A 25,996-nucleotide genomic window follows, 5' to 3' on the forward strand; every position below is an offset into this window, starting at 1 on the left:
CTCGACCGTCGGTGCTGCGCTACAGGAACGTCAGTGTGCGCCCGGAGACTTTCAGTACTTACCTCATACACACCAAACGAAGGAACACGAGGAAACAGGCGTGGCCAACATCAAGTCCCAGATGAAGCGGATCCGTACCAACGAGCTTGCGCGCCAGCGCAACCAGTCGGTGAAGTCCTCGCTGCGCACCTCGATCCGCAAGTTCCGCGAGGCCGCCGCCGCCGGTGAGAAGGACAAGGCCCTCACCCTGCTGCAGTCCGCGAGCAAGAGCCTGGACAAGGCCGCCTCGAAGGGTGTCATCCACTCCAACCAGGCCGCCAACAAGAAGTCGGCGCTGTCGCTGGCCTTCAACAAGCTCGGCTGATTTTCACCGGTATTCCATTCCGGTAAGCATGCTTCGAACAGCCGCCGTGGCCACGACGACCACGGCGGCTTTTGTCGTATCCTCGCTGCCGAGACTTGCCGAGGCCGACGGTTCCCTGCAGGATGGCCTGCGACCGTCAGGCTATTGGATCGACCACCCCCGTTGGGAGCACCCTTGACACCGCTACGCCGTACTCGCCAGTCCTGGACCCGCGGCGCCGCGGCCGCCGGTATCGTCGCGGTCGCGCTCACGACCGGCCTCGGCACCGCCGCCGCCCGGCCCATCGGCCCGTTCGAGGTGGGCGGCGCGATCGAGGTCGAGTACGACCGGGGTGGCGGCTTCGACGCGTTCGGCGATCCGGTCGGTCCCGAGGTCGATGCCGCGGGCGGCGGCCGCAAGCAGGACTTCAACCGCAACGTGTCGATCTACTGGACCCCCGCGACCGACGCGCGCGCCATCGGCGGCGCGATCCGGGACAAGTGGTGGCAGCAGGGCGCGGAGGGCGGGGCGCTGAAGTACCCGGTGGTCAGCGAGGGCGCGACGGCAAAGCCGGGACGTTTCCAGCACTTCCAGAACGGCTCGATCTACTGGTCGGTCGGCACCGCGGCGCACGTGCTCACCGGTGTGATCCTCGACAAGTACGGCAAGGCCGGCTGGGAGAACAGCCCGCTGGGCTTCCCCATCACCGATGAGGGCAAGACCACCAAGGAGAGCGGCAAGTACACCCTGTTCGAGGGCGGCGCGATCTACTCCACGCAGAAGACCGGCACCCGGACGATCTGGGGCGCCATCCGCGACGAGTGGGTGCGCAACGGCGCGGAGAACGGCCGGTACGGCTTCCCGACCAGTGACGAATACGACTACGAGGGCGGCAAGGCCCAGGAGTTCCAGGGCGGCAAGCTCACCTGGCAGCCCTGATCCCCGACGACCCGGGAACCCGCTCGACGCCTCGATGGCGCGGGCGGGTTCTCTCGTTCGGGCTCAGACGGATTCGCGCAGGTCGATGATGCGCGCGAGGGCGTGTTCGAGGGCGTAGTTCGTGTCGGCCGCGCCGCCCTTGACGTCGGCGTTCAGCGCGGCCACGACCTGCAGGGCCGCGCCGATGGCGGCGCCGTTCCAGCCGCGGGCCTGACCCTGGGCCTTCTTGACCTTCCAGGGCGGCATGCCGAGATCGCCCGCGAGTTTGAACGGGTCGCCGCGGCCCGCGGAACCGACCCGGGCGATGGTGTGCACCGAATCGGCGAGGGCATCGGCCAGCAGGACGGCCGGAACGCCACGGTCGGTGGCCCAGCGCAGGGCTTCCATCGCGGCCGGGCGGTCGCCGGAGACCGCCAGGTCGGCGACGTCGAAACCGGTGACCTCGGCGCGGCCGGAGTAGTAGCGGTGCACCGCGGCCACGTCGACCTTGCCACCGGTATCGGCGATCAATTGTGAAGTGGCGGCGGCCAATTCGCGAAGCTCCGAGCCGACGGACTCGATGATGGCCTGCACCACGTCGCCGGATGCCCGCACGTTGGCGTTGCGGAATTCGTTGCGCACGAATTCGACTCGCTCACCGGCTTTGGTGACCTTGGTCGCCGGGTGCACCACCGCGCCCAGCTTCTGCAGCGCGGGGGCGAGGGCCTTGGCGCGGCCGCCGCCGGAGTGCAGGATCACCAGCACGACACCTTCGGGCGGGTCGGTGGCGGCGTCCTGGACCACCGCGACGGCGTCCTTGCCGGCCTCGGCGGCGGCCTCGAGCACGATGACGCGATCCTCGGCGAACAGCGAGGGGCTCAGCAGCTCGGCCAGTTCCGCGGTGCTGGCGTCACCGGCCCGCAGCCTGTCCACCGGCATGGCGGCGGCGTCCGGGCTGGCGGCCCGCGCCTGCGCGGTGATCGCCGCCACCGCCCGCTCCACCAGCAGTTCTTCATCACCGAGCACGAGATGCAGGGACGCGGGTCGTTGGCTCACGACCCCGATCCTACGAGTCGGGCCCGACACCTCCCCGACGCGGGCGCAGCGCGCCGAGCACAATCGCGCACAGCACCGCGGCCACCACACCCGACCGCACGCCGCCGGGCAGCTGCACCGAGGCGTGCAGCGCCGCCGCCCGATCGGCGACGGTGAGCAGCCACCACAGCGGCGGCCCGGTACAGCGGACGACCGCTTCCGCCGCCGGAGACCACGCGCAGGAGAGCACGGCGCCCAGCGCCCCCAGTACGGTGATCGGTGCGATCACGGGTTCCACCAGCACATTCACCACGATCGCGAGCAGGCTCACATGGCCCGTCATGGCGATGACGATCGGCGTGGTCACCACGAACGCCGCCGCGGACACGGCCACCGCGTCCGCGGGCGCACGCCACCACCCCCGCGCCCGCAACCACTCCGACCACCCCGGCGCGAAAACCACCAGCCCCGCCGTGGCCACCACCGACAGCGCGAACCCCCAATCCACCGCCAGCCCCGGCGACCACCCCACCAGCCCGATCACCGCCGCGCACAACGCCGGAACCGCCTGCTTCCGCCGCCCGCCCACCATCGCCAGCAGCGCCACCGCCCCCATGACCGCGGCCCGCAACACACTCGGCGAGGGCCGTGCCAACACCACGAACATGACCAGCGCCACCGCGGCCACGGCGACACCCACCCGCAGATCCACGGTGAGCACCCGCATCGAAAGCAACACCGCCCCTAGCAAAATCGTCACATTCGCCCCGGAAACCGCGGTCAAATGCGAAAGATGCACCTCCCGGAAATCCCCCCGCACCTTCTCCGAAACCCGCGACACATCCCCGATGACCAACCCCGGCAACAACCCCGCCGCCTCCTCCCCCAGGGCCCGCTGTGCCACCCCCGCGAACTCCGCCCGCACCCCACCGGCCACCCGCTGCCACCACGGCGCTTCCCCCACGAGCGTCGGAACTCCCTCCACCCGAACGACTCCCACGGTCATCCCACGCGCCCACCCCCGGTCCACCTCCCCCCGAAACACCACCCGCTGCCCCGGCAACAACCCGGCCCACCCCGCCTCCCGGGTGAACGCGATCACCTCACCCCCACCCCGCACCGCCTCCACTCCGCCGGCGTCATCCCGCGTGCCGCCCCCGCCACCGGTCTGCCCGTCACCCGACGCGGACCCACCCGAATTTTCCCGCCCGCCCGCCCGCTTCCCCGCCCCGGCCTCACCCCGCCGAAACTCCACCAGCTCCAGCCGCACGATCCAGTCCCGACCCCGAAACCCCGCCCCACTCAACTTCTTCGGATCATCCGCCACCACCGCGGTAACCCGAACCCGCTCCCCCTCCGGCACCGCCCCCAGCGGATGCTCCGCCACCCGATACGCCTGCCACCCCCCGGCCATCCCGAATCCCGCCCCAACCACCAACCCCGCCAACACAACCCACATCCCCTGCGGGGTCCGACGCCGAACGCCCCACCCCGCGACCGCCAAGACCCCGCACCCGACACCCACCCCGACCCCGGCCCGCCATCCGCCGGCCAACGCCACGATCATCGCGCCCCAGGCACACACAGCCGCTGGAACCAACCGAGCGTCCACAACCTGCGGAGCCTCGGCGAATTCCCCCGCATCCTCCACCTCGCGCCCTGTCCCCCGCCTCACCACCGGGGTTCCACCGATCTATCGCTCTCCGAGTTCGCGCGGTTGGCGACGCCCCGCCCGCACTCACCCCCAAGCTCGGCCACCCGATCCAGCGCTCCCCGCGCGGGAAACCGCTGCCCGCCGGTATCCCGGCCTCCGGCGGACACGGCCTCCGTGTCCTCGGCGCCCAGGTGTCGACCGCTGACCCGCGTGTGCTCAGCGGTGTCTGCCGAATCCCAGCGTGCTGCCGCAGCGCGGCACCGCGATTCCCCCGTGTACATACGCGACCACCGGCGGCCGAAGTCGTCCGGCAGGGTAGAGGGAGCAGCGGGTTCACCCGCGTCGACCATGTCGATCGGTCGGATATGCGGTCCCACAACGCTTTTCTGGCTCACATGGAACGCGTCGGCGTTCGAGGTGGGGCCGCGGACGGCGGTGGACGGGTTCGTCATATCGTCACCGCGGGGCGGAGGCGGGCCAGGCGGGCGGGGCCTATGCCGTCTATGTCGGCGAGTTGGTCTATCGAGGTGAAGCGGCCGTGGGTGGTGCGCCAGGTGACGATGGATTTGGCGGTGATGGGACCTACGCCGGGGAGGGCATCGAGTTCGGCTTCGGTGGCGGTGTTCAGGTTGATCTTGGCGGCGGGGGTGGCCGGGCGGGGCGAGGTGGGATCGAGTGGGGCGGACGGGGGTTTGGCGGAATTGATGATCGTGGTGGCTACCTGCTGGGCGCGCGGGACGGGTTTGCCGACCACTATCTGGTCGCCGTCCACGAGGGGCTGGGCCAGGTTCAGGGCGGAGAGGTCGGCGTCGGGGCGGGGGGACGCGGATTTCAGGGCGTCGGCGACCCGGGAGCCGGCAGGGAGGCGGCGGAGGCCGCTGTAGTCCACGAAGCCGATCACGCTGACCACCAGCTCGCCGGTGGACGCGGGATGGCCGTTCACCTCGGAGGGGTTGGGCGCGGCGGGGTTTCGGGACGGTACCGATGCCTGCGCGGCTCCCGGCCCGCCCTGCGGCGCGGAGCCCGCGCCGCCGCTCTCTCCGCCATCGGCGTTCGGAGCGCCGCCGCCCGAACCGTCCTGAGCCGCGGCGGATACCGGCCCGGCGCTCGCCGGTGGGCTGATGGGCGGCACCGCGTACACCTCCGGCTCCTCGCGCAGGGCGGCGAATCCCGCGAGCAGCACGGCGAGCGCCGCGACCACCGCCAGCACCACGACCCCGCGCGGCCCCGGATCCCACCGCGTCCCCCGGAAACGCTCCGGTACCACGCGCTCGTACCAGGGCACGGTGCCCCCGCCGACCCCGGACAACCAGGCGGGAGAGCACAATCCACCCGGATCCCGTGCCTCCCGCGCCCCGCTGGCCCGGGGCGCTCGATGATCGAGCCGCGCCGTGTGCCCGGACAGCTCACGTTCATCGGACGTCTCGTAGGCCCCGCCCGGCGGTCGCGGGTCACGCGCCGGCCGCCGCGCACCCGCGGGCGTGCGGTACGACCGCCCCGGGGCGAATCCGTCCGCCCCGCGGTCTCCGGATTCGCGGGCGGACGCCTCGGCCGAATCCTCGTCCCAGCGAGACCCGCTGCGTGCCCGGGGATCAGGCGGGGCGACGGATTCGGGGTCCGAGAGGGCGTCGAGCCTGCGGCCCGCGGGAGAGTGTTCGTCGATGCGTGTCATGCGGGCGACGGTATGCCTCGAGCCCGAACCCACCGGTGCGCCGACCTGGGGTTTCAGCGCGCCTGTGGATAGCGAATCCCGTTGTGGAAAGCCAGATTTTGACGCGGGTCACGCCCGCCTCCAACCGCTGTGATCAGCGGTTTCGCCGATCACCCACAGCCACCGGGCACGACCAGCGCCCCCACCGCGCCCATTCCCAGATGTACGCCCAGCGTCGGCCCGAACTCGCTCACGATCAGCTCGCGAATCCCCGGGACCAGATCCCGAAGCTGTCCCGCGATGGTGTTCGCCGCCTCTTCCGCCCCGAGGTGCTGCACCGCGACCGCGGCTCCGTCCTCGCCCGCCGCGTCCACCGCCGCCGCGACCAGTTTCGCGAACGCCTTGGACCGTGTCCGCGCCTTCTCCCGCAGCTCGATGCGCCCGTCGACGATCTGCAGGATCGGCTTGGTCACCAGCTCGGTGCCGAAGAACGCCGCGGCACTGCTCAATCGCCCGCCCCGGCGCAGTTGCTCGGTCCGATTCACCACGATGAACGTGCGCCCGCGACTGGCCGCGGACACCGCGGAGTCGTACACCACGTCCAGGGGCGCCCCGGTCCGTGCGCGCCGCGCAGCAGCCAGCACCGGGAACCCGGTCCCGAGCCCGGCGCTGAGCGAATCCACCAGCCGCACCCGGTCGGCGGCGTCCATGTCCCGCACCGCCGTGCGGCCGGCTTCCCAGGTCCCGGACAGCTGCCGCGAAATATGCACGGCGACAACGCCGTCGCCGCCGCTCATGTCCAGCGCGCGTTCGTACGCCGAACGCAGATCACCGGGCGAGGCCCCGGAGGTGGTCACCGCGGAAGAGCTGTAGTCGATCTCGCAATCGTCCACGCCCTCGCGGATCTCACGATCGTCGACAAGCACGTGCAGCGGCACCGTGAGCACGCCCAGGTCGGCGGCGAGGTCGGCGGGCAGGCTGGCCGACGAGTCCGTGACAACCACGACGGCCATCCGCTAGCGAACCTCTCTCATGCAGTCTTGCCCTCGCGCACCGCGACCTCGGACAGCACCTTCACCATGGCGCGGGCGACGGCGCTGTGCCCCTCCCAGCCCCAGTGAATCCCGTCGGGATTCGCCTCACCGTGAAAGACGTTGTCCCGCACGGCTTCACCCAGGTCGACCAGCGGAACCGACTTGTCCCGCGCCCAGTCGCTCACGGCCCGCACCATGGGCTCGCGCCCGGTGTGCACGCGCGCGTACGCGTCGCACCGATGCACCGACGGCAGCACCGCCACCATCGGCAGCTCCGGCCGCAACCCGGCCAGCGCGTTGCGTGACTGTTCGAGGTAGTCCACGCTCACCGCGGGCGGCAGCGCCACCGGCCACCCGAGCGGAGAAAGCTTGGGCTGCAGCCAGTTATAGGCCTCGCGGACCCGGCGGCGAGCGCCGGCCGGCCGCACGTAGCGGATGAGTTCGCGCAGCGCGGTCGGCAAAGGCGAAGGCAGGGAATCCATTCCGGCGGTCGCGAAGACCACCGCACCGGCGCGCGGCACGCTCGCCCACACGCGCGGGTCGCCGATCAGCGCCCAGTACGCGTCCCGGCAGGTCCAGCCGATCCGCGCGACCAGCTCGACATCCCAGCCGAGTTCGGCGGCAACGAGATTGGGCCAGATTCGCGGGTGATCCGCGGACAGCCCGCCCTTGGGCCCGAAGTAGGACAGCGAGTCACCGATCACCAGCAGCACCGGGCGCGGACCGGGTTCGGCCGCGCTCTCGGGCTCGGGCGCGCCGCCGAACAACGCGTCCGGCGCGTGCCGGACGTTTCTCACCTCCGACGCCTGCCGCAGCAGTTCGTCGGAGACTTGCCGTTCATCGGCGGTATCACTGGACATCGGGGGCTACCTTCGCGACCGCGTTCCACACATCGAGCCGCCAGCCGGGCCGGTCCATGCTCGGACCGTGGCTGGTCAACTGCACCCAGCTGGTATTGGCCAGCCCGCCCAGGGCGGGCCAGTTCACGGGCGGGAGGTCCAGGATCGCCGCGGTCAGTGCCGCGATCAGGCCGCCGTGCGCGACGAGCACGATGGTATTACCGGGCCAGTCGTGGCGCTCGGTGAAGAACTCGTGCACCACGGGCAGCGCGCGGGCGCCGACCTCCAGCTTGGATTCGCCGCCGGGCGGGGTGAAGGTCGGATCCATGCGCCATTCCTTGCGCGCACCGGGATACAACGAGTCCACCTCGTGGTGGGTCATGCCCTCCCACTGCCCGAGATCGGTTTCGCGCAGCCGGGTGTCGGTCACCACCGGCAGTCCGGCGTGGTCGGCGACGGCGAGCGCGGTGTCGTGCGCGCGCCGCAGGTCCGAGGAGACGATGTGGATGACATCGCTGGTGGCCATGTCGGGGGCGCAGTCCTTGGCTTGACGGCGGCCCAGTTCACTGAGTTCGGTATCGATCTGACCCTGCATGCGGTCGCCGGCATTCCATTCGGTCTGCCCGTGGCGCAACAGAATCAGCCGGCGGACGCCGGCGAGCTTACTGGCCACTACTCGTCTCCGGCCTCGTCGTTCGCTTCGGCCTCGACCTTGGCGCGCTGTTCTTCGATGCCCTCGATCGGAATCTGCGGGCAGTCCTTCCACAGGCGCTCGAGGCCGTAGAAGTCGCGTTCGTCGTTGTGCTGGATGTGGATCACGATGTCGACGTAATCCAGCAGCGCCCAACGGCCTTCGCGGGTGCCCTCGCGACGCACCGGCTTGTATCCGGCGTCGCGCAGCTTGTCCTCGACGTTGTCGACGATGGCGTTGACCTGGCGCTCGTTCGGCGCGGACGCGATCACGAAGCAGTCCGTGATCACAAGCTGTTCGGAGACGTCGAGGACGACGACTTCCGCGGCCAGCTTCTCGTCGGCCGCCAAGGCCGCCACCGTCGCCATCTTGACCGCTTCGACTGATGCGCTCACCCTGCCGCCACCTTCCCATTGCTGTGCGACACGTAGAGGTGCCGCTTCGATATGTACTGCACGACGCCATCCGGGACGAGATACCACACCGGCCGGCCCTCGCTCGCCCGCTTCCGGCATTCGCTCGAAGAGATGGCCAGGGCGGGGATTTCGATCATGGTGACGGCGTCGGCGGGGTGATCACGGAGATAGTCGGCCAGGTGGTCGATGTTCAATTCGTACCCCGGACGGCTGACCCCGACGAATTTCGCCAGTTCGAACAGTTCGGACCAATCCTGCCAGGTGAGGATGCTGGCCAGCGCGTCGGCTCCGGTGATGAAGTACAGATCCGCGTCGGGATACTGTTCGCGCAGCTCACGCAGGGTGTCGATGGTGTAGGTCTTCTTGCCGCGCTCGATGTCGGTCCGGCTGACGGAGAAGCTCGGGTTCGACGCGGTGGCGATGACGGTCATCAGATAGCGGTCTTCGGCCGGGCTGACGAGCCGGTCGGCCTTCTGCCAGGGCTGCCCGGTCGGGACGAAGATGACCTCGTCGAGTTCGAGGGTGTTCGCGACCTCGCTGGCGGCAACCAAGTGCCCGTGATGGATGGGGTCGAAGGTGCCGCCCATCACCCCTAGCTTGCGGCGCCCTGTCGTATGCACGAATAGCGAGCTTACCGGGGGCAACCGCCGGAACGTCGTCCCGGCGGTTGTCATTTTTCGGTTGTGGGTTCGGTTGTGGGTGGGTCAGGCGGTGAGCGCGGCCTTCATGTCGGGCTTCAGGACCTTGTCCAGGGCCTGCCACGGGACGGTGATCATGATGTTCCCGGCGGCGTGCGAGGCGATCTCGCCGAAGTAGACGCGCAGGCCGTCCTTCGCGACCGCCCAGTGGCGGTAGTTGTCTTCCTTGGGGAGCAGGGCGTCCTTGTAGTAGGGCTCGCCGTCGGTGGCCTTGGGCACCAGGATGGCGGCCTGCTGCTGCAGGACCGAGAGTCCGCTGTCGACATTGGTGAACAGGTCGCGGAGCACGAGGGCCTTGCCGGTCTCGGTGCGGGTGTTGTGGGTGATGAAGTCCTCGTACGGGTGCGCCGCGCCCTCGTTGTAGATGCTCACCGAGAACTTGGTGCTGAGCACCTGCTGGTTGGTGTAGACGTAGTTCGTCCCGGTCTTGACGTCCACGTGGTCGCCCGCCCGGGCGATGTAGATGTCGGCCGCGCGGCGGACCGAGCGGTTGAAGACGTCCCGGGCCTGAAGGTAGGCCCCGTCGACCCCGTCGATGTCGAATCGCGGTACGTCGACCTTGTAGTTGTATCCCTCGAGCGTGTACGTGCTCGACCGGAATCCGACGATGATGTCGCCCTTGGCCACCACGCTGACCGCGCCCATGGTGAGCGCCGCCAGCACCATGGCGAGTAGAAGATGAACGGTCTTACGCTGCTGCCCCATGTCGCTCTCCGAAATCGCAAGCTGCCGGGCTGTTCCCGGCGTTGCCATTACTGTCGCGACACCCGCCAACGGTTCCCTAACGACAGACCAATGGGCGTGGGTCACCGATCGTGACGCCGAGGCCGGCAAAGCCCGCGACGCCGTGGCCGCCGGCTGGTCAGCCGGGGATCGGGGGGTTGGTCCTGGCGGGCGGGGGCGTGCGGCGGTAGCGGCCGGGGGCGATCCCGTACTCGCGTTTGAAGGCGGCCGCGAAGGCGAACTCCGAGGTGTAGCCGACCCGGCGGGCGATCTCGTGGAGCGGGGCGTCGGAGCCGTGCAGCAGGCGGCCGGCGGTGGCCAGGCGCCACCAGGTCAGATAGGTCAGGGGCGGCTGGCCGACCAGGGATTGGAAGCGGCGGGCGAAGGCGGCCCGGGAGAGACCGGCCTCGTCGGCGAGGGTCTGCACCGTCCACGGCTCGCCGGGGGCGCGATGGATGGCGCGCAGGGCGGCGCTGATGTCCGGATCGTTCAGTGCCGCAGCCCATCCGGTGACTTCCGCGCCGGCCGGGCGGTCCTCGAACCAGGCGCGCAACAGGTACAGCAGCAGCATGTCCAGCAGGGCTCGGACGATGATGTCCGCGCCGAGCCGGGGGTTGGCCGCCTCGGCGCCCAGCAGTTCTATCGCGGAACGCAGTTCGGGGTGCCTGCCCAGCTCGGCGGGGAGGTGGATCACCTCGGGCAGATCACGCAGCAGCGGATGCACTCGCTCGGGGTCGAGTTCGTAACCGCCGCAGAGGGTTACCGTCGCCTGGCCGTCGCGGCCGACGAAGTCCGAGACGAACAGGTCGGTGTCCTCGACGGGATCGCATCGGGGTTCGGCGAGCGGGGTGGTGAGCTCGTCGGCCAGTCCGTAGCTGTCACCGTGTGGGAAGAACGCCACGTCGCCGACGTTCAGGGTGATCGGATCCCCCTGCGGTGGAAAGAGTTTGCACGAGCCGCGCAGGACGACCTGGAATCCGGCCGCGCCCGCACGACCGGGAAACCGCTGGCCCCAGGGGGCACGCCATTCGATGCGCGCCGAGCTGGCGCGCCCGGTGCGCATACTCGCGACCACATCACTGAGAACATCCACTCGATCAGGATACGTGGAGACTTTGACGTATAAAACAAAGATATCAACGCATTGTTCGTCTCGAAAGCGGCAAATACCGTCGGTATCAGCCGAACGAGAGGACACACCCGAATGTCTACACAGCCCGCGCCCGCCACCCCGGTCGTCACCATGCGAGCGGCCCGCATCCACGATTACGGCGCGCCCGACGTCATCGCGGACGACGTGGTTCCGGTGCCGCACCCCGTCCCCGGAGAGGTGCTGATCCGCGTCGCCGCAACCTCTTTCAACCCTTCCGAGGCGGCGCTGCGCTCCGGCGCGCTACGACATGTCCTGCCGCTGCCGCTGCCCTACACGCTCGGCTGGGATGTGGCCGGAATCGTCACGGAAGTCGGCCCGGGCGTCACGATGTTCGGCCCGGGCGACCGGGTGATCGCCCGGTTGGATACCGGCGGCGCGGCGGCCGAGTACGTCGCGGCCGCCGCCGATCTCCTGGCTCCGGCTCCCGCGGGCCTGCCGCTGACCGACGCGGCCGCTATTCCGGTGGCCGCGCTGACCGCCTGGCAAGCGGTCCACGAACACGCGGAAGTGTCACCCGGACAACGTGTCCTGATCAACGGCGCGGGCGGCGGCGTCGGCGGCTTCGCGGTCCAGCTGGCCAAGCGCGCCGGCGCGCGGGTCCTCGCCACCGCGAGCGCACGCAGCGCCGCCGCGATTCGCGAGCTCGGAGCCGATCGAACCATCGACTACACGGCGCAGCCGCTACCCGCCGACTTGGACGCGGTCATCAACCTGGCCGCCCTCACCCCCGGCGCGGCGTCCGCCCTCACACCCCTGATCCGCCCCGGCGGTCGCCTGGTATCCATCGCGACCCCGATCCCCGCCCCCGACGCCGTCCACTTCGTAACCCGAAACGACGCAGCCCAATTGGCGCGGATCAGCGCGCTGGTCGGGTCGAAACACCTCCGGGTCGACATCGCCGAGTCCCGCCCCCTGCGCGACCTGCCCGAGATTCACCGCCGCAGCGAGGCCGGCCTGACCCGCGGCAAAATCATCCTCCACCCCTGACCCCGGCCGCGCGTGATATCCGGCCACCAGCGGTGCCAACAGCGCCACCGGTAGGCCGAAACATTCGGGGCGAGTTCGAGACCCGCCCCGAGCGTCCCGGTGGATTACGTGTGCGCGGCGCCGTCGATGCGGATCTCGGTGCCGCTGATGAAGCGGCCGTCGTCCGAGACCAGCATCGCGATCACGCCCGCGACATTCTCCGGGCCCGCCATCTCGGCCGGATTGTCCTGCGGGACAACGGCGATGAGGCGCTGGAACAGGGACCAGTCCGAATCCTGGGGCAGGTAGCCGGGAGTCGCGTCGGTGATGCCGGACTTGATGCCGCCGGGGGCCACGCTGACCGCGCGCAGGCCCTGCTTGCCGTACTCCAGAGCCAGGACGTGGGTGAGGGTTTGGATGCCGCCCTTGCTGGCGGAGTAGGCGGCCATGTAGGGGTGGGCGAAGTTCGCGGAGGTGGAGCTGAAGTTCACGATCGTGCTGCTGGGGTTGGCCAGCAGGGCGGGCAGGGCCTCGCGGATCACCAGGAAGGTGCCGGTGAGGTTGACGTTGATGATCTGGTTCCACAGGTCCAGGGAGGTCTCGTGGGTGTGCGCGGCGCGCAGGATGCCGGCGGCGTTGACCAGCGCGTCGAGGCCGCCGAGGGTGTCGACGGCGCTCTTGACGCCCGCGATGACGCCGGCTTCGTCGCCGATGTTCATCTCCAGGGCGGTGAAGCGGGCATCGGTGCCCGCCTCGGCGGCGCTCTTGCCGGTCAGGGCGAGGCCCTCGACGTTGACATCCGCGCCGACGACGATCGCGCCCTCGGACAGCAGACGAAGGACGGTGGCCTGGCCGATGCCGGAGCCCGCGCCGGTGACCAGGATGCGGCGCTGTTCGAGACGGTTCATGAGATCTCTTCCTCGACGTTGAGTGCTTTAGTGACACGATATGCCATAAATGGCACACCGCGCCACAAAATCTTTCCTGCTCTGTAGAGTGCGGCTGTGACCAGCGACCGAACCACGGCCACGCCCGGCCCCGGACGTCCCGCCCTCAGCGAAACCCGCCGCGCGGCCACCCGCCGCCAGGTGGCCTTGGTCGCCGCCCGACTCTTCGCCGAAAACGGCTACGCCGCAACCACCGTCGAGGAAATCGCCGCCGCCGCGGGCATGGGCCTGCGCACCTTCTACCGCTACTTCCCCGCCAAGGAGGACGTGGTCGCCCCGCTCCTGGCCGCCGGAACCACCGCCTGGGCCGACGAATTGGCCGCCTGTCCCCCCGACCTCCCCCTCCGCGAGGCCCTGGCCCGCTCCTACCGCTCCGCCACGGCCTACGCCCTCACCGAGGCCGGCATCCCCGACACCCTCCTGCACCCCGTCCTACGCGCGGTGACCGAACTCCCCGCCCTCCGCTCCACCTGGCTCCGCGTCCAACAGGACGCCGAAACCCGCCTGATCCCGATCATCGCGACTCGCACGAACCGCTCCCCCACCGACATCTCGGTCGCCCTGACCGCCGCGATGGCCAACACCGCGGTCCGCCTCGCCACCGAGCACTGGGCCGCCACCACCGGCGAGACCTCCCCCGCCGACGTGGTCGACACCTACCTGACCCACCTGGCCGAGGGAACACTGCTCTAGACCAGGCCCGGATCTCACTCTCCGCCCTGTCGTGACGCGGCCGACGGCGCCGCTCCGGAGGTGTCTGACCGCAAGCGCCCCTACGGATTCGGGCCGCGAGCCTCGGCCTGCCATGCGGGGACCTCCTCGAGGGTCAGTGGGTCGACCGCCCGGGCCCCGGAGACGTAGAGCGCCCACCAGAGTTCCTCGCAGGCCGGGTGGGGCGCGCCGAGGGTGTCGGCCCAGACCGCGACGGTTCCGTCCGTGCGGAGCGTCAGATCCCACCACGACCATTGGCGGCGGGGCGGGGCGAAGCAGCCGACCCACTCCCGGATCGTCCAGGGTTCCTCGGCCCGGGCCTCGGAGTAGCGGCGGTTGGCCGCGTAGGCGACCTCGTCGAAGCGTGTGAACCACGGGGGTAGTGGGTCCAGGCCGGGGAGATCATCGGTGGAGTCCGTGACCGTCAGGGCCGCCGAGATCAAGTGGCGTAGCCGGGTCGCGTACTCCGGCGGGGCGATCGCGGGGTGTACGACCAGTAGCGCGAGCGGGTCGCGCGGGACGCCGTCCGGTCGAGTGAATACGCGTCGCTTCTCCGAATCGAGTTCTGCTGCCACAACTTCCGCCCCCTTGGAAAGTCTCGATTACGAGCCGGCGACGGCTGTGTCCCCCATCGCCAACGCCACGGCGACCGGAATCCCCCGCCGCTCGGCCAGATTCAGCCGCTCCCGGACCTCGAACAGGGTCCGCGGGCGATACCCGGGACCCTGACCACAGCATCCGCCGTGAAAGGTCAGCCCGGAGCCGAGCACCGTCGTGAGCACCCGCCACCCGGCCCCGTCGAGCTTACGCGGCACCGCGAGATGCGAACCGGCGTCGATCATCCCGCGACGACACCGCGGGCACCGCGCCGACGACCGGGACGCCGGCAGCTTGACCATCGCTCGCTCGACCAGCAGCAGGGTGCCCATGAGACACCCGACAGTCCAGGCACACCCGGTGGGAGGTGTTCAGATAAATGCACACGGCCGCAGGGTACGAACGCGGGAGCCGGTGCGTCGAACCATTTTCGACGCGGCACAACGGCCCGATACCCAAGCCCGTCAGCGGATTCGCGCACCTCGGTCGCGAGCCGCACGCACGCACGCGCCACAGGCTCAGACCTTCTGACGCCGATACTCCCCGAAGAAGATAGCCACCGTCACCACCAGCCAGCCCGCGACGTACCAGGCCGCCCGCGCGGGAGCCCAATTGTCCAGCAGCAGAGCACCGGCGAAGACCGCCAGGCCGAGTGAGAGGGCTGCGGGCCGGAACCAGCCTGTCATCGTGGACTCCTTCGCCGGGGCGGCACACCGCGGCGATGCGGAGGCACCCGCACCGGAGCGGTGGTCCAGCTCGAATCTGCTTCCTACATCGTACTTTCGGGGTCCGACAAGACCACCCGGTCAGCACCCGCGGTGGGAGTGAATGGTCAATCGGCATCGCATCGCTTCAGTTGCCTCAGGGCGCGAGATCTGACGTGACGGGTGATCCACGGCTGTTCCAGGAGCGACAGCAACTCGTCCCACTCCGCATCCGAGACCGAGCTCGACTCGACCCATCGCAGCGCCAGTTCCGCCCAATAGACGCTCTGTGTGTAGGTCGCCATGCGCAGCATCGCCGCGGGGGCAAGGACTTCACCGACAATCCGATCGGCGTGCCTCGAACCGTGCAGAGGCTGCTCGATCTGGGCGAGGACCCGGTCACGGTCGAAGCTCACCAGCGGTAGCAGCGCGAGTGGCCGTTCATCATGGACCCGGCTCAGGGGTCCGCTGGTGCCCATCCACAGCGTTCCGTCCGCGAGCACCCCGAGCCACACGCCCGACGGAAACCGGAAAAATCGCAGCCGCTCTCTGCCTACAGCCTACTTTCGAGGTCCGACCGCTCCGGGTGATGATCCACGACGTGGTGCGGTCTCAGGGCTCGCGGGTCCAGAGGGTGGCGGTGAGCTCCCGGAGTTGGGTGTCGTCGGGGACATCGGCGGTCACTCGGAAATAGACCACGGCGTTCTTGCTCGTGATCGCGCAGTACTCGGCTCCGACGGGGAGGAGGGCAGTCGACTTCGGCATCGGCTGTTCCAAGGCGTCGGTGCGGCAGCCTTCGGGGGTCGCGCCGGACACCGACAGGCCGAGGGCCTGGCCCGCGCCGGTCGTCAGGGCGCCGCCGCAGCCGATCTTTACGGTCAGATCGGTGTCGCGGGTGGTCGTAGGCTGGCCGGCGGGCAGGTCGAAGTCGACGCCGGACTGGGCGCAGGCGGTCGTCGCGGCGGGAATGCTGAGCGCCCGGTCGGCGTAGACCTCGTTCCAGCCGGGGAAGCCGGCGGGCGCCTCGGTGGTGGGCACGGGGACGACCACCGGCAGCGGCAGGCTCGCCACCGTCGTGGTGGACGTGGGGGCCGCGACCGCGGCATCGTCATTGGACTCGATCGCGACGATGCCGAGCAGAATGCCGAGCAGGCTCACGAACGCCAGGACAGCCGCGGCGAGCGCCGTGCGCAGCTTGGTCGTCGACGAGGGGGGCGTCGGCTGTCCGGAACCCAGGCCGGGCGGCAGCAGCGGACTGCTCGGGCTCGGCGGAGCGGGCGGGGACGGGTAGGGGCTCATGCGGTGGGATCTTTCCGTCGAAAAGTCAACGGGGTCAACACTCTCATGACAAATGCCGTGATGGCCCGATTCGGCGTGCCCGAAATGAGTGGACAGCCGGTCCGGGCGGCCCGCACGATACGGCGATGACGTTCGAGCTGCGCACGGCAGACCTAGAGGTGATCAACAGCGCGACCAAGTACCCGTCGATCCCGACCTATCACCGGCTCGGGGAGCGCGGGGCCCTGACCGACGCCGTCACCGAGTTCTCCGGGCCCGTCATCGGAACCGAGAAGGTCGACGGCAGCAACTCGCGGATCATCTGCCTGCCCGACGGCACCTGGCTGCTCGGCAGCCGGGAGGAACTGCTGTGCGCCAAGGGTGATCTGATCGGCAATCCCGCGCAGGGCATCGTGGCTGCCCTGCGCGGGGTGGCCGACGCGCTGGCGGCCCCGGACGACACCGTGCGCGTGTACTTCCTGGAAACCTACGGCGGCAAGGTGACCGCGGCGAGCAAGCAGTACACGGGAAATCTGACGGTCGGCTACCGGCTGTTCGACGTGGCCGTGCTGCCGGGTCACGCCGAGCTGTTCGCGCGCCCGGTCAAGGAGATCTCGGCCTGGCGCGAGGCCGGTGGCCAGTCGTTCGTCGGCGAGGCCGAATTGCGCGCGGCCGCGACGCGAGCCGGGGTCGAGCCGACCCCGCGCCTGTTCACCCTCGACGGTGCGGACCTGCCCCGGGAGCTCGGCGCGACCCGCGACTTCCTCACCGAGCACCTGCCCGAAACCCGGTGCGGCCTGGACGAGAAGGCGGGCGGTCGGCCCGAAGGGATCGTGCTGCGCACCCCCGACCGGTCCGTGATCGCCAAGGCCCGCTTCGAGGATTACGAGCGCACCCTGCGCCGACGGCGCTCGGCCCGGTAGCTCCCCGACACGACCACGAGCGGCCCGTGCCGTGCGGAGCGTTCCGCGCGGCGCGGGCCCGTCTCATACCCGGGGCCGCTTGGCTTTCGGCAGCTTGGCGACGATGGTCTCGTACGATCCATCGATCAGTTCCCGCAGCTCGTCCTCGGGAATCTTCCCGCCGAGTTTGATGCTGTTCCAGCCGTACCGCCCGATGTAGGCCGACACCGACACGTCCTCGGGGTACACCGCGATCAGCTCGTCCGCCTCGGCCCGCGTCCCGCACTGCAGACCGATCGCGTCACCGTTGCCGAGGAAGGCGAAGATCTTGTCGCCGACCTTCGCGACGATATCGCCCTCCCACGGTTCGTCCTGCCACGCACCGGGTTTGGCCAGGCAGTAGGCGAGTACATCCATGGCGCGCTCCTCGAATCAGATGGGCAGCAACCGCCCGACAACCGCGGTCAGCTGCCGAGCCGAACGGCATTCGTGCATCTCGATGATCTCGGCGTACTTCTTGGCCGCCGAATCCCCGGTGCCCCACATCTTCTCGGCCTCGGGGTTGAGCCAGTACGCGTGCTTGGCGACGCCGACCAGCTGACGCAGGGTGTCCAGGGCCGGATCACGGTAGTTGGTGCGGGCGTCGCCCAGGATCAGCAGCGAGGTGCGGCTGGTGACCGCGTCGGGGAACTGCTCGGCGAAACCCTCCAGGGCGGAACCGTAGTCGGAGTGCCCCTCGATGCCGACGACCTTCGCCTCGGTGAAGATGCGGCGGGTGATCTGGTCCAGTGGGGTGGTGGCGTCGAACAGCTGGGTCACCTCGTCGACCCGATCCACGAAGGCGAAAATCCGCACCCGCGAGAACTGTTCGCGCAATGCGTTGACAAGCACCATGGTGAAGCTGGAGAACCCCGCGACCGAACCCGAGATGTCGCAGATCAGAATGAGATCCGGCCGGCCCGGCCGCGGCTTGCGCGTCACCAGGTTGACCGGCACCCCACCGGTGGACATGGACTTGCGCAGCGTCTTGCGCAGATCGATCTCCCCGCGCCGCGCCTTGCGCCGCCGGGAAGCCAAGCGGGAGGCCAGGATTCGTGCCAGCCGCTGACTGCTGCGGCGTAGATCGTCGAGCTCGTTCTGGGAGATGCGCAGGAAGTCCGCGTCCTCGGCCTGGCGGGCCACGCCGTAGTTCGCGACCCGTTCCCGGCCGATGCGCTCGGCGACCCGGCGACGGGTCTCGGCCTCCACGGTGCCCCGGAACGACTTGATGCGCTGACGCGCGGTGCGGCGGGCGACCTCGGTGTCGAAGTCGGAGTTGTCCATTCCGGCCGCGAGCCCGGCCAGCAGCTTGGCGACCAGCAGTTCGGGCTGCAGATCCTTGAGCGTCTGGTAACTGGAGAAGGACGGCCCGCCCGCGGCCTGATACTGCCCCATCTGCTCGACCATCTGCGCGGCCAGCGCCTGGAGTTGCTGCTCCTGTTCGGGCGAGGGCTCCTGCAGGAGCAGCTCGGCCAGCATCTGCCGCAGCTCGATGATGTTCACCGAACCGTCGGGCTTGTAGGGGATTTCGACCTCGGCGGCCCCGATGCGCTCCCCCAGCGCGGCCGGGAACCACAGGTCGAAGAGTCCGTCGTAGGTGGCGCGCTGGGTGGTCCGGCGCAACAGCGCGCAGGCCAGGCCCTCGCGCAGCACCTCCCGATCCATCAGGTCCAGCACGGTGATCACCTGTGCGGCGTCCACCGTTTCGGACGGCCCGACCGGGATTCCCCTGGCGCGCAAGGCTTCCACGAAACCCACCAGGTGCCCGGAGAACCCGTGCTCGGCCGTGGGGCCGGGCACCGCGGCGACCGGTCGCGGCGCGGGCGCGCCACCGCCGGTGACCGCGCGCACGGCCGCGGAGACGAAGCCCCGGGGCGAGGTGGAACCGCCGCTCATGGCCTCAGGCCAGCTTCAGCTCGGACTGCGCGCGCAGGTGATCGGCCTGATGCTTGAGCACCACGCCGAGCGTGGCGCGCACGGTCTTGTCGTCGAGATCCTTTGCGCCCAGCGCGATCAGCGTGCGCGCCCAGTCGATTGTCTCGGCCACCGAGGGCAGCTTCTTGAGTTGCATGCCGCGCAGCACGTGCACCACGCGCACCAGCTGGGCCGCCACCGCGGGCTTCAGCTCGGGCACCCGGCTGGCCAGGATCCGGCGCTCGAGATCCTCGTCCGGGAAGTCGATGTGCAGGTACAAGCAGCGGCGCTTGAGCGCTTCGGACAGCTCGCGGGTGGCGTTGGAGGTGAGCACCACGAACGGCTTGCGGGTCGCGGTGATCGTGCCCAATTCCGGCACGGTGACCGAGAAGTCGCTCAGGATCTCGAGCAGCAGGCCTTCGATCTCGACGTCGGCCTTATCGGTCTCGTCGATGAGCAGCACGGTCGGATCGCTGCGCCGGATGGCGGTCAGCAGCGGGCGCGAGAGCAGGAACTCCTCGGTGAAGACGTCGGATTTCGTTTCCGCCCAATCGTTCTCCGAAGACGCCTGAATGCGCAGGATCTGCTTGGCGTGGTTCCACTCGTACAGCGCGCGGGCCTCGTCCACCCCCTCGTAGCACTGCAGGCGCACCAGTTCCGCGCCCGCGACCTGGGCGACGGCCTTGGACAGCTCGGTCTTGCCGACGCCGGCCGGACCCTCGATGAGCAGGGGCTTGCCGAGCCGGTCGGCCAGGAAGACCGACGTGGCGGTGGCCTTGTCGGCGAGATAGCCGGTGCCGGCCAGGCGCTCGATCACATCGTCGACCGACGAGAAGATCGGCTCCTGAATCGGTGCTGCTGAAGGAGCCACGGGTGCTGCCCTTTCTTCGAAAAGCGTTTAGACGGGCCGGATCTGGCCGTCGCCCCACACGATCCACTTGGTGGAGGTCAGTTCCGGCAGGCCCATGGGGCCGCGGGCGTGCAGCTTCTGGGTGGAGATGCCGATCTCCGCGCCGAAGCCGAACTGCTCGCCGTCGGTGAAGGCGGTGGAGGCGTTGACCATGACCGCGGCGGCGTCCACCCGCGTGGTGAACGCGCGGGCGGCCCGGAGGTCCGCGGTGACGATGGCCTCGGTGTGGCCGGTGCCCCAGTGGTTGATGTGCTCGACGGCCGCGTCCAGGTCGTCGACGACCTTCAGCGCGATGTCCAGCGAGAGGTATTCGTCGGCCCAGTCGGTGTCGGTGGCCGGTACCAGCCCCGGCAGATCCCCGTGGATGGTGACGCCCGCGCCCTCGAGCGCCGCGCGCAGCCGGGGTACCGCGGTGTCGGCGACGGCGGCGTCGATCAGCACGGTCTCGGCGGTGTTGCACACGCTCGGGCGGCGGGTCTTGGCGTTGAGCAGGATGCTCTCGGCCATGTCCAGGTCGGCGTCGCGATGCACGAAGACATGGCAGTTGCCGGTGCCGGTCTCGATGGTCGGCACCAGCGCGTCGCGCACGACGGCGTTGATGAGCCCGGCGCCGCCGCGCGGAATGACCACGTCCACGAGCCCGCGGGCCTGGATCAGATGGGTGACGCTGGACCGGTCGTCGGCGGGCAGCAGCTGCACCGCGTCGGCCGGGAGCCCTTGCGCGCCGAGCGCTTCGCGCAACACCTCGACCAGTGCGGCATTCGAGCGCACCGCCGAGGACGAACCGCGCAGCAGCGCCGCGTTGCCGGATTTGAGGGTGAGCCCGAAGGCGTCGACGGTCACGTTCGGCCGCGCCTCGTAGACCATGCCGACCACGCCCAGCGGGACGCGGACCTGACGGATCTCGAGGCCGTTCGGCAGCGTCGAACCGCGCACCACGTCGCCGACCGGATCGGGCAGCCCGGCCACCTGCCGCAGGCCCGAGGCGATGCCGTCGATGCGCGGGGCGGTCAGCCGCAGGCGATCGAGCTGCGCCTCCGGGGTGCCCCCGGCCGCGGCGATCTCGATGTCCTCACCGTTGGCGATGAGCAGGCGATCCTTGGCCGCGAGCAGCGCGTCGGCCGCGGCGTGCAGCGCGGTGTCCTTCTGCGCGGTGGTGAGCTGGGCGAGCGTGCGCGAGGCCACCCGAGCCCGGCGCGCCGCGGCGTGCACCGCCTCGCGGACGTTGTCCAGTTCGGTGGCGGTCGAAGCTGTCATGGGTACAGCCTAACGACCGGCTCGTCCGGCGCTTTCGCCGAGTTGGGCGGGACCGCCGCGGTCGGCGGTCGCCGTCGCACCGCGACCGGACGCCGGGGCCGCCCTACCGCGCGGGAGCCCGCAACAGCGCGACGGCCGCGATGCTGAGATCCGCCGCCAGGTCCGGCAGCCGCTCGGGACCGTCGGTCTCCAGGCAATCGCGAATGCGGTCCTCGATGCCGCCGATGAGCAGGTCCACCACGCCGGGCGAGGGCGCGCCGGCGAGTTCGCCGCGGTCCACGCCCAGCGCGTGGGCTCGAATCATGCGGTCGGCGAAGATCTTCTTCATGCGCGCTCGGCGCTGGGCGAAGGCGGGCCCGGCGGCCAGGGCCTCGACGTGCAGGGCCCGCGCGGCGGCCGGTTCGGCGGCGAGGATCGCCAGGTAGGACTCGAGCGAACGACGCACCAGCAGTTGCCAATCCGCCTGCGCGTGCGGCTCGAGAACCGCGCCCAGCTGCTGGTGCAGGATGTCCATCGCGGTGTCGAATGCGTAGGCGAAGCACTCCTCTTTGCCGGTGAACAGCTCGTAGAAGGTGCGCCGTGAGACCTGCGCGCGCTTGGTGATATCGGCGACCGTGGTGGCGAGATAGCCCGATTCGGCGACCGCGTGCAGGACCGCCATACCGAGACGGCCCTGCTGGGAGGCCAGCACTTCCTCTCGGGTGAGCGCACTCGGCCCGGGCCGCAGCCGCTCCCGCGACACCTGCGATGCGATTGCCATGCGTGCAGCCTATCGGCCTTGTCCGGGTGAGTGACGCGGGTTACAGTGAGCCCCGACAGTTGGGTACGCAACAGTTTCTATCCGGTCGGCAGGGGCACGGCGGCCGGGGAACAGTGATGAAGGGGCAGATCAACGTCATGAGGAGATTCAGCGGCGCCGCGCTGCGGCTGGCCGTGGCGGCGGTGGCCGCGACGGTGGCGGGCGCGCTCGCGACGCCCGTGTCGACGGCGGAGGGGGTCGATCCCGTCGCGGGGGCGCCCGAATGGAACGCGACCTACGAGCAGGCGCCGCTCTACCCCGGCGTGCACATCGACTGGGACGTGCCGGTGACCATGAGCGACGGAACGGTGTTGAAGGCCAACGTCTATCGCCCCATGGACGCCGGCGGGCGCATCGTCGAGACGCCGACGCCGACCCTCGTGAACCTCACCCCCTATACGAAACTCGCGTCGATGCTCGGGGATTCGGCCATGTCGGTGCCGGTGCTCTACGACTCCCTCGTCACCCTGATGAACCGATTCGATCTGTTCGATCTGAACGGCACGCCGGTGTCGGGGGCGGGTGATCTGGTGCGGACGCTGTCCGGCGGGCTGCTGCGCAACTTCGCGGTGGATCGCAAAATGCTGCAGAGCGGCTACACGCAGGTCGTGGTCGATGTGCGCGGAACCGGTTTCTCCCAGGGCATCTGGGAGGCATTCGGCGCACGCGAGCAGCAGGACACCCTCGAGGTCATCGATTGGGCGGCGAACCAGCCGTGGTCGAACGGCTCGATCGGCATGACCGGGGTGTCCTACTCCGCCATCAATCAGGTGCAGGCCGCGGGCAAGCAGCCCGCGGCTCTGAAAGCGATCTTCCCGGTGGTGCCGGGTTCGGATCTGGTACGCGATACCGCGGCGCCCGGCGGCGGTGTGGGAGTGGGATTCCTGCCGTTCTGGGTCGGCGCGATCGACGCGTCGAAGCTGCTGCCCGATCTCGCCTCGGTGGTGCAGGGCCGCTTCGACTGGAAGTGGCTCGCGGACCGGGTCGCCAGTCCGGTCACCTACCTGGACTTGATGATTCAGGCGCTGTTCGTACCGAGCGTGGATGCGATTCCACCGCACCTGCGCGAGTTCCTGAACCCCGACGGCGCTTTCCGCAGCGGGCTGTTCGCCCGGCCGGAGAACATTCGCGTTCCCACGTTCGTGGTCGGCGGCTGGCACGACATCTTCGCCTACAGCGAGCCGCAGATCTACCGCGACATCCCGTTGCCGCCCGGGCAGAAACAGCTGCTCATGGGTGACTGGTACCACGTCACCGCCGGGTCCGGACTGGGCACGCCCGGTGCGCCGCCGCGGCTGGACGTGCTGCAGCGCGCATGGTTCGACAGGTGGCTCAAGGGCATCGACAACGGGATCGATCGGTTCGGCCCGACGACCGTGTATCAGCAGGGCGCGGGCTGGGTCAGCGGCGGCGAATACCCGGCCGCCGCGGCCGAGCACCGGCGCGTGTATCTGTCCGCGAATCCCAGCGGCACAACGGGACCGGTCGTGCACGACGGTTCGCTGAGCGCGGACGTACCCGGTCCGGCGACTCTCACCGTCGCGCCGGGACTGTCCACCCTGTGCTCACGGGACGCCGCCCAGATCACCGCGGGCGTGCTCTCGCTCATCGACGCCTGCGCCAAGGATTCCCGGATCGCCGAGACCGCCGCGCTCACCTTCACCGGAACTCCCGTGGCCGAACCCACCCGGATATCCGGACCCGTTGCGGTGCACCTGAACACGGTGCTGGACGCCACCGACGGGTACTGGACCGTCACCGTCAACGACGTCGCGCCCGACGGGCAGTCCACCGTGCTGACCTCGGGTCAGCTGGTGTCCTCGCTGCGGGCGATCGACGAGGACAAGAGCGAGCGCTCCGCGAACGGCGACTACACCGACCCCTACCACCATCTGACATTGGAAACTCGGCAGCCGATCGTTCCCGGTGAGCCCACCACCCTGGACATCGCCCTGGCCGCGACCGACGCGGTGCTCCAGCCCGGCCACCGCCTGCGCGTGGACGTCTTCGCCTCGAACTTCCCCAAGGGCATGCTGATTCCCGCGCTGCTGATCGAATCCCAGCTGCGCCCACAGCATCTGGTGCTGGACCCCGAGTCCCCGAGCTGGATCAACATCCCCACCGACCGGCCGCTGTAGGGCCACCAGCAGACGCCGCCTCGGCCCGGGCCGGCGATCCCGGCATCCCAGACAACGCGCCCGGGTGCGAATCGGGCCGGGAGTCCGAGCCGTGCGGGCTACCGTGGGCGCATGACCGCGAGCATTCGGCTGTCCTCGGCCGCCGGGCGTTGGGTGCTGCTGTCCACCGTCCTGGGGTCGGGGATGGCGATGTTGGACGCGACCGTGGTGAACGTGGCGCTGCCGCGGATCGCCGACGAGTTCGGGGCGTCCATGGCCGGACTCCAGTGGACCGTGAACGCCTACGCGCTGACCCTGGCCGGGCTGATTCTGCTGGGCGGGGCGCTCGGGGATCGGTACGGGCGGCGGCGCGTGTTCATCATCGGGGTGGTGTGGTTCGCGCTGGCCTCGGCGCTGTGCGGTGCGGCGCAGGATATTTCGATGCTCATCGCCGCGCGCGCCCTGCAGGGGGTGGGCGGGGCACTGCTTACGCCGGGTTCGCTGGCCATCATTCAGGCGTCGTTCGTGCCGCAGGATCGAGCGCGCGCGGTGGGAGCCTGGTCCGGACTCGGCGGGGTGGCCGGGGCGATCGGGCCGTTCGTGGGCGGGTGGCTGGTGGAGTACGCGGGCTGGCGCTGGGTGTTCCTGCTGAACGTGCCGCTGGCGCTGGTGGTCATCGCCGTCGCGGCGCGGCACGTGCCCGAAACCCATGACGCGCAGGCGCGCGGCAAGTTCGACATCCTGGGCGCGACGCTGGCCGCGCTGAGTCTGGCGGGCATCACCTACGCCTTGACCACGGTCGCCGAAGCGGGCGCGAACCGGGCGATCGTGGCCGGGTGCGCGGTGGCCGGCGCGCTCGCCGGCGTCGCGTTCGTGATCGTGGAGCGGCGGCGCTCGGCGCGCGCGCTCGCCGAGGCCGGCGATGCCGTGCCGCACACCCCCGCGCCCATGGTGCCCACCGACGTCTTCGCCTCGCGGCAGTTCACGGCCATCAACGCCGTCACCTTCGTCATGTACGGCGCGATGGGCGTGGTGTTCTTCCTGCTGGTGCTGACCCTGCAGGTGGTGGCGGGCTTCAGCCCGATCGCGGCCGGCACCGCCCTGCTGCCCAGCACCGTGCTCATGCTGCTGTTCTCGGCGCGGTCGGGCGCGCTCGCGCAGCGGGTCGGGCCCCGGTGGCCGATCGCGGGCGGCGTGCTGCTCGCGGCCGCGGGCATGCTCATGATGACGCGGGTCAGCGAGCACACCTCCTATACCGGGGTGGTGCTGCCCGCCGCCATCGTGTTCGGCATCGGACTGACCCTGGCCGTCGCGCCGCTGACCGCGACCGTGCTGGCCAGCGCCGACGAACGGCACGCGGGCGTGGCCAGCGGGGTCAACAACGCCGTGGCCCGGGCGGCCGGATTGCTTGCGGTGGCGGCCATTCCGCCGCTGGCCGGGCTCACCGGCGACGCCTACACCAATCCGGGCAAGTTCGAGCACGGCTTCCGGATCGCCATCCTGACCTGTGTCGCACTCATGGTCGTCGCGGCCGTGCTCACCGTGCTGACCGTCGACGACAATGCCCTGCGCGCCGCCCCCGCCTCCGCCGCGCCGGAGTGCCGGACCTTCTCGACGGTCGCGGCCCCGCCGCTGGAACCGGACCGGCGGGTGGCCGCGCACGGTCCGGGCGACGGGCCGAGTTAGCGCCGGGACGTGCG

The 25,996-nt window shown here is 70.1% G+C and carries 28 protein-coding genes; 7 read left to right on the forward strand and 21 right to left on the reverse strand.

The genetic code is table 11. The annotated features are described in order from the left end of the window. Positions 1-100 precede the first annotated feature (100 nt). Positions 101-364, forward strand: a complete 264-nt coding sequence (gene rpsT, locus ACFVBH_RS10710) for a 30S ribosomal protein S20 (protein WP_354991369.1) — start codon at positions 101-103, stop codon at positions 362-364. Positions 365-538: 174 nt separating this feature from the next. Next, positions 539-1,282 carry an LGFP repeat-containing protein gene (locus tag ACFVBH_RS10715; protein ID WP_379001178.1) on the forward strand — a complete coding sequence of 248 codons (744 nt, stop codon included), beginning with the start codon at positions 539-541 and terminating at the stop codon, positions 1,280-1,282. Between the two features lie 63 nt (positions 1,283-1,345). Here ACFVBH_RS10715 and holA read toward each other — a convergent pair whose 3' ends face one another. From holA to ACFVBH_RS10765, 10 genes are all read right to left on the reverse strand, one after another. Then, complete coding sequence (gene holA, locus ACFVBH_RS10720; protein ID WP_354991367.1) at positions 1,346-2,317, reverse strand: DNA polymerase III subunit delta; 972 nt, start codon at positions 2,315-2,317, stop codon at positions 1,346-1,348. Positions 2,318-2,327: 10 nt separating this feature from the next. After that, on the reverse strand, positions 2,328-3,302 hold the full coding sequence (locus ACFVBH_RS10725; RefSeq protein ID WP_379001179.1) for a ComEC/Rec2 family competence protein: 975 nt from the start codon (positions 3,300-3,302) through the stop codon (positions 2,328-2,330). Between the two features lie 1,096 nt (positions 3,303-4,398). Then, complete coding sequence (locus ACFVBH_RS10730) at positions 4,399-5,622, reverse strand: ComEA family DNA-binding protein (protein ID WP_379001180.1); 1,224 nt, start codon at positions 5,620-5,622, stop codon at positions 4,399-4,401. A gap of 149 nt (positions 5,623-5,771) precedes the next feature. Next, positions 5,772-6,614: a DegV family protein gene (locus ACFVBH_RS10735; protein WP_379001181.1), complete on the reverse strand. Its 843-nt coding sequence runs from the start codon at positions 6,612-6,614 to the stop codon at positions 5,772-5,774. A gap of 17 nt (positions 6,615-6,631) precedes the next feature. Continuing rightward, positions 6,632-7,402, reverse strand: coding sequence for a diglucosylglycerate octanoyltransferase (octT, locus tag ACFVBH_RS10740; RefSeq protein ID WP_379001694.1), 771 nt, complete (start codon positions 7,400-7,402; stop codon positions 6,632-6,634). A gap of 82 nt (positions 7,403-7,484) precedes the next feature. Continuing rightward, positions 7,485-8,147: a histidine phosphatase family protein gene (locus ACFVBH_RS10745; protein WP_354986331.1), complete on the reverse strand. Its 663-nt coding sequence runs from the start codon at positions 8,145-8,147 to the stop codon at positions 7,485-7,487. After that, positions 8,147-8,560, reverse strand: a complete 414-nt coding sequence (gene rsfS, locus ACFVBH_RS10750; RefSeq protein ID WP_354986330.1) for a ribosome silencing factor — start codon at positions 8,558-8,560, stop codon at positions 8,147-8,149. The genes ACFVBH_RS10745 and rsfS overlap by 1 nt, the downstream gene beginning before the upstream one ends. Then, positions 8,557-9,201: a nicotinate-nucleotide adenylyltransferase gene (nadD, locus tag ACFVBH_RS10755; RefSeq protein ID WP_354986329.1), complete on the reverse strand. Its 645-nt coding sequence runs from the start codon at positions 9,199-9,201 to the stop codon at positions 8,557-8,559. Before nadD ends, rsfS begins: the two co-directional genes overlap by 4 nt. 84 nt (positions 9,202-9,285) lie before the next feature. Further along, positions 9,286-9,984: an RsiV family protein gene (locus ACFVBH_RS10760; RefSeq protein WP_379001182.1), complete on the reverse strand. Its 699-nt coding sequence runs from the start codon at positions 9,982-9,984 to the stop codon at positions 9,286-9,288. Positions 9,985-10,141: 157 nt separating this feature from the next. Beyond that, positions 10,142-11,095, reverse strand: coding sequence for an AraC family transcriptional regulator (locus ACFVBH_RS10765; protein ID WP_379001183.1), 954 nt, complete (start codon positions 11,093-11,095; stop codon positions 10,142-10,144). A 111-nt stretch (positions 11,096-11,206) separates the two neighbouring features. Between ACFVBH_RS10765 and ACFVBH_RS10770 the strand changes: the two genes are divergently transcribed. Then, entirely contained in the window at positions 11,207-12,142 is a 936-nt protein-coding gene (locus ACFVBH_RS10770; RefSeq protein ID WP_379001184.1) for an NADP-dependent oxidoreductase, read from the forward strand. Positions 12,143-12,246: 104 nt separating this feature from the next. Here ACFVBH_RS10770 and ACFVBH_RS10775 read toward each other — a convergent pair whose 3' ends face one another. Then, positions 12,247-13,029, reverse strand: a complete 783-nt coding sequence (locus tag ACFVBH_RS10775) for an SDR family NAD(P)-dependent oxidoreductase (RefSeq protein ID WP_379001185.1) — start codon at positions 13,027-13,029, stop codon at positions 12,247-12,249. Positions 13,030-13,125: 96 nt separating this feature from the next. Between ACFVBH_RS10775 and ACFVBH_RS10780 the strand changes: the two genes are divergently transcribed. Next, positions 13,126-13,761 (forward strand): TetR family transcriptional regulator, encoded by a 636-nt coding sequence (locus ACFVBH_RS10780; RefSeq protein ID WP_354986324.1) that lies wholly within the window; start codon positions 13,126-13,128, stop codon positions 13,759-13,761. An 80-nt stretch (positions 13,762-13,841) separates the two neighbouring features. Here ACFVBH_RS10780 and ACFVBH_RS10785 read toward each other — a convergent pair whose 3' ends face one another. The 5 genes from ACFVBH_RS10785 to ACFVBH_RS10805 form a co-directional block, all read right to left on the reverse strand. Next, complete coding sequence (locus tag ACFVBH_RS10785; RefSeq protein ID WP_379001186.1) at positions 13,842-14,354, reverse strand: hypothetical protein; 513 nt, start codon at positions 14,352-14,354, stop codon at positions 13,842-13,844. A 27-nt stretch (positions 14,355-14,381) separates the two neighbouring features. Next, positions 14,382-14,708, reverse strand: a complete 327-nt coding sequence (locus ACFVBH_RS10790; RefSeq protein WP_379001187.1) for a hypothetical protein — start codon at positions 14,706-14,708, stop codon at positions 14,382-14,384. Positions 14,709-14,894: 186 nt separating this feature from the next. Further along, a complete protein-coding gene (locus ACFVBH_RS10795; protein ID WP_354986321.1) occupies positions 14,895-15,062 on the reverse strand; it encodes a hypothetical protein in 168 nt (55 codons plus the stop codon). Positions 15,063-15,208: 146 nt separating this feature from the next. Next, a complete protein-coding gene (locus ACFVBH_RS10800) occupies positions 15,209-15,559 on the reverse strand; it encodes a hypothetical protein (protein ID WP_379001188.1) in 351 nt (116 codons plus the stop codon). Between the two features lie 133 nt (positions 15,560-15,692). Further along, positions 15,693-16,379, reverse strand: a complete 687-nt coding sequence (locus ACFVBH_RS10805) for a hypothetical protein (protein WP_354986320.1) — start codon at positions 16,377-16,379, stop codon at positions 15,693-15,695. Positions 16,380-16,504: 125 nt separating this feature from the next. On the opposite strand from ACFVBH_RS10805, the gene ACFVBH_RS10810 reads away from it, so the two are divergent. After that, on the forward strand, positions 16,505-17,281 hold the full coding sequence (locus ACFVBH_RS10810) for an RNA ligase family protein (protein ID WP_379001189.1): 777 nt from the start codon (positions 16,505-16,507) through the stop codon (positions 17,279-17,281). Between the two features lie 63 nt (positions 17,282-17,344). Here ACFVBH_RS10810 and ACFVBH_RS10815 read toward each other — a convergent pair whose 3' ends face one another. The 5 genes from ACFVBH_RS10815 to ACFVBH_RS10835 all read right to left on the reverse strand — a co-directional run bounded on the left by ACFVBH_RS10815 (position 17,345) and on the right by ACFVBH_RS10835 (position 22,140). Further along, entirely contained in the window at positions 17,345-17,677 is a 333-nt protein-coding gene (locus tag ACFVBH_RS10815) for an MmcQ/YjbR family DNA-binding protein (protein ID WP_354986318.1), read from the reverse strand. Between the two features lie 15 nt (positions 17,678-17,692). Next, positions 17,693-19,195, reverse strand: a complete 1,503-nt coding sequence (locus ACFVBH_RS10820; protein WP_354986317.1) for a VWA domain-containing protein — start codon at positions 19,193-19,195, stop codon at positions 17,693-17,695. A gap of 4 nt (positions 19,196-19,199) precedes the next feature. Further along, positions 19,200-20,084, reverse strand: a complete 885-nt coding sequence (locus tag ACFVBH_RS10825) for a MoxR family ATPase (protein WP_354986316.1) — start codon at positions 20,082-20,084, stop codon at positions 19,200-19,202. Between the two features lie 27 nt (positions 20,085-20,111). Further along, positions 20,112-21,380 (reverse strand): glutamate-5-semialdehyde dehydrogenase, encoded by a 1,269-nt coding sequence (locus ACFVBH_RS10830; RefSeq protein ID WP_379001190.1) that lies wholly within the window; start codon positions 21,378-21,380, stop codon positions 20,112-20,114. A gap of 103 nt (positions 21,381-21,483) precedes the next feature. Further along, positions 21,484-22,140 (reverse strand): TetR/AcrR family transcriptional regulator, encoded by a 657-nt coding sequence (locus ACFVBH_RS10835; RefSeq protein ID WP_379001191.1) that lies wholly within the window; start codon positions 22,138-22,140, stop codon positions 21,484-21,486. A 116-nt stretch (positions 22,141-22,256) separates the two neighbouring features. Between ACFVBH_RS10835 and ACFVBH_RS10840 the strand changes: the two genes are divergently transcribed. Beyond that, positions 22,257-24,317: a CocE/NonD family hydrolase gene (locus ACFVBH_RS10840; protein WP_379001192.1), complete on the forward strand. Its 2,061-nt coding sequence runs from the start codon at positions 22,257-22,259 to the stop codon at positions 24,315-24,317. 111 nt (positions 24,318-24,428) lie between these two features. Next, positions 24,429-25,982 (forward strand): MFS transporter, encoded by a 1,554-nt coding sequence (locus ACFVBH_RS10845; RefSeq protein WP_379001193.1) that lies wholly within the window; start codon positions 24,429-24,431, stop codon positions 25,980-25,982. Positions 25,983-25,996 lie beyond the last annotated feature (14 nt).

The organism is Nocardia sp. NPDC057668 (assembly GCF_042799795.1).
Classification (GTDB): Bacteria; Actinomycetota; Actinomycetes; order Mycobacteriales; family Mycobacteriaceae; genus Nocardia.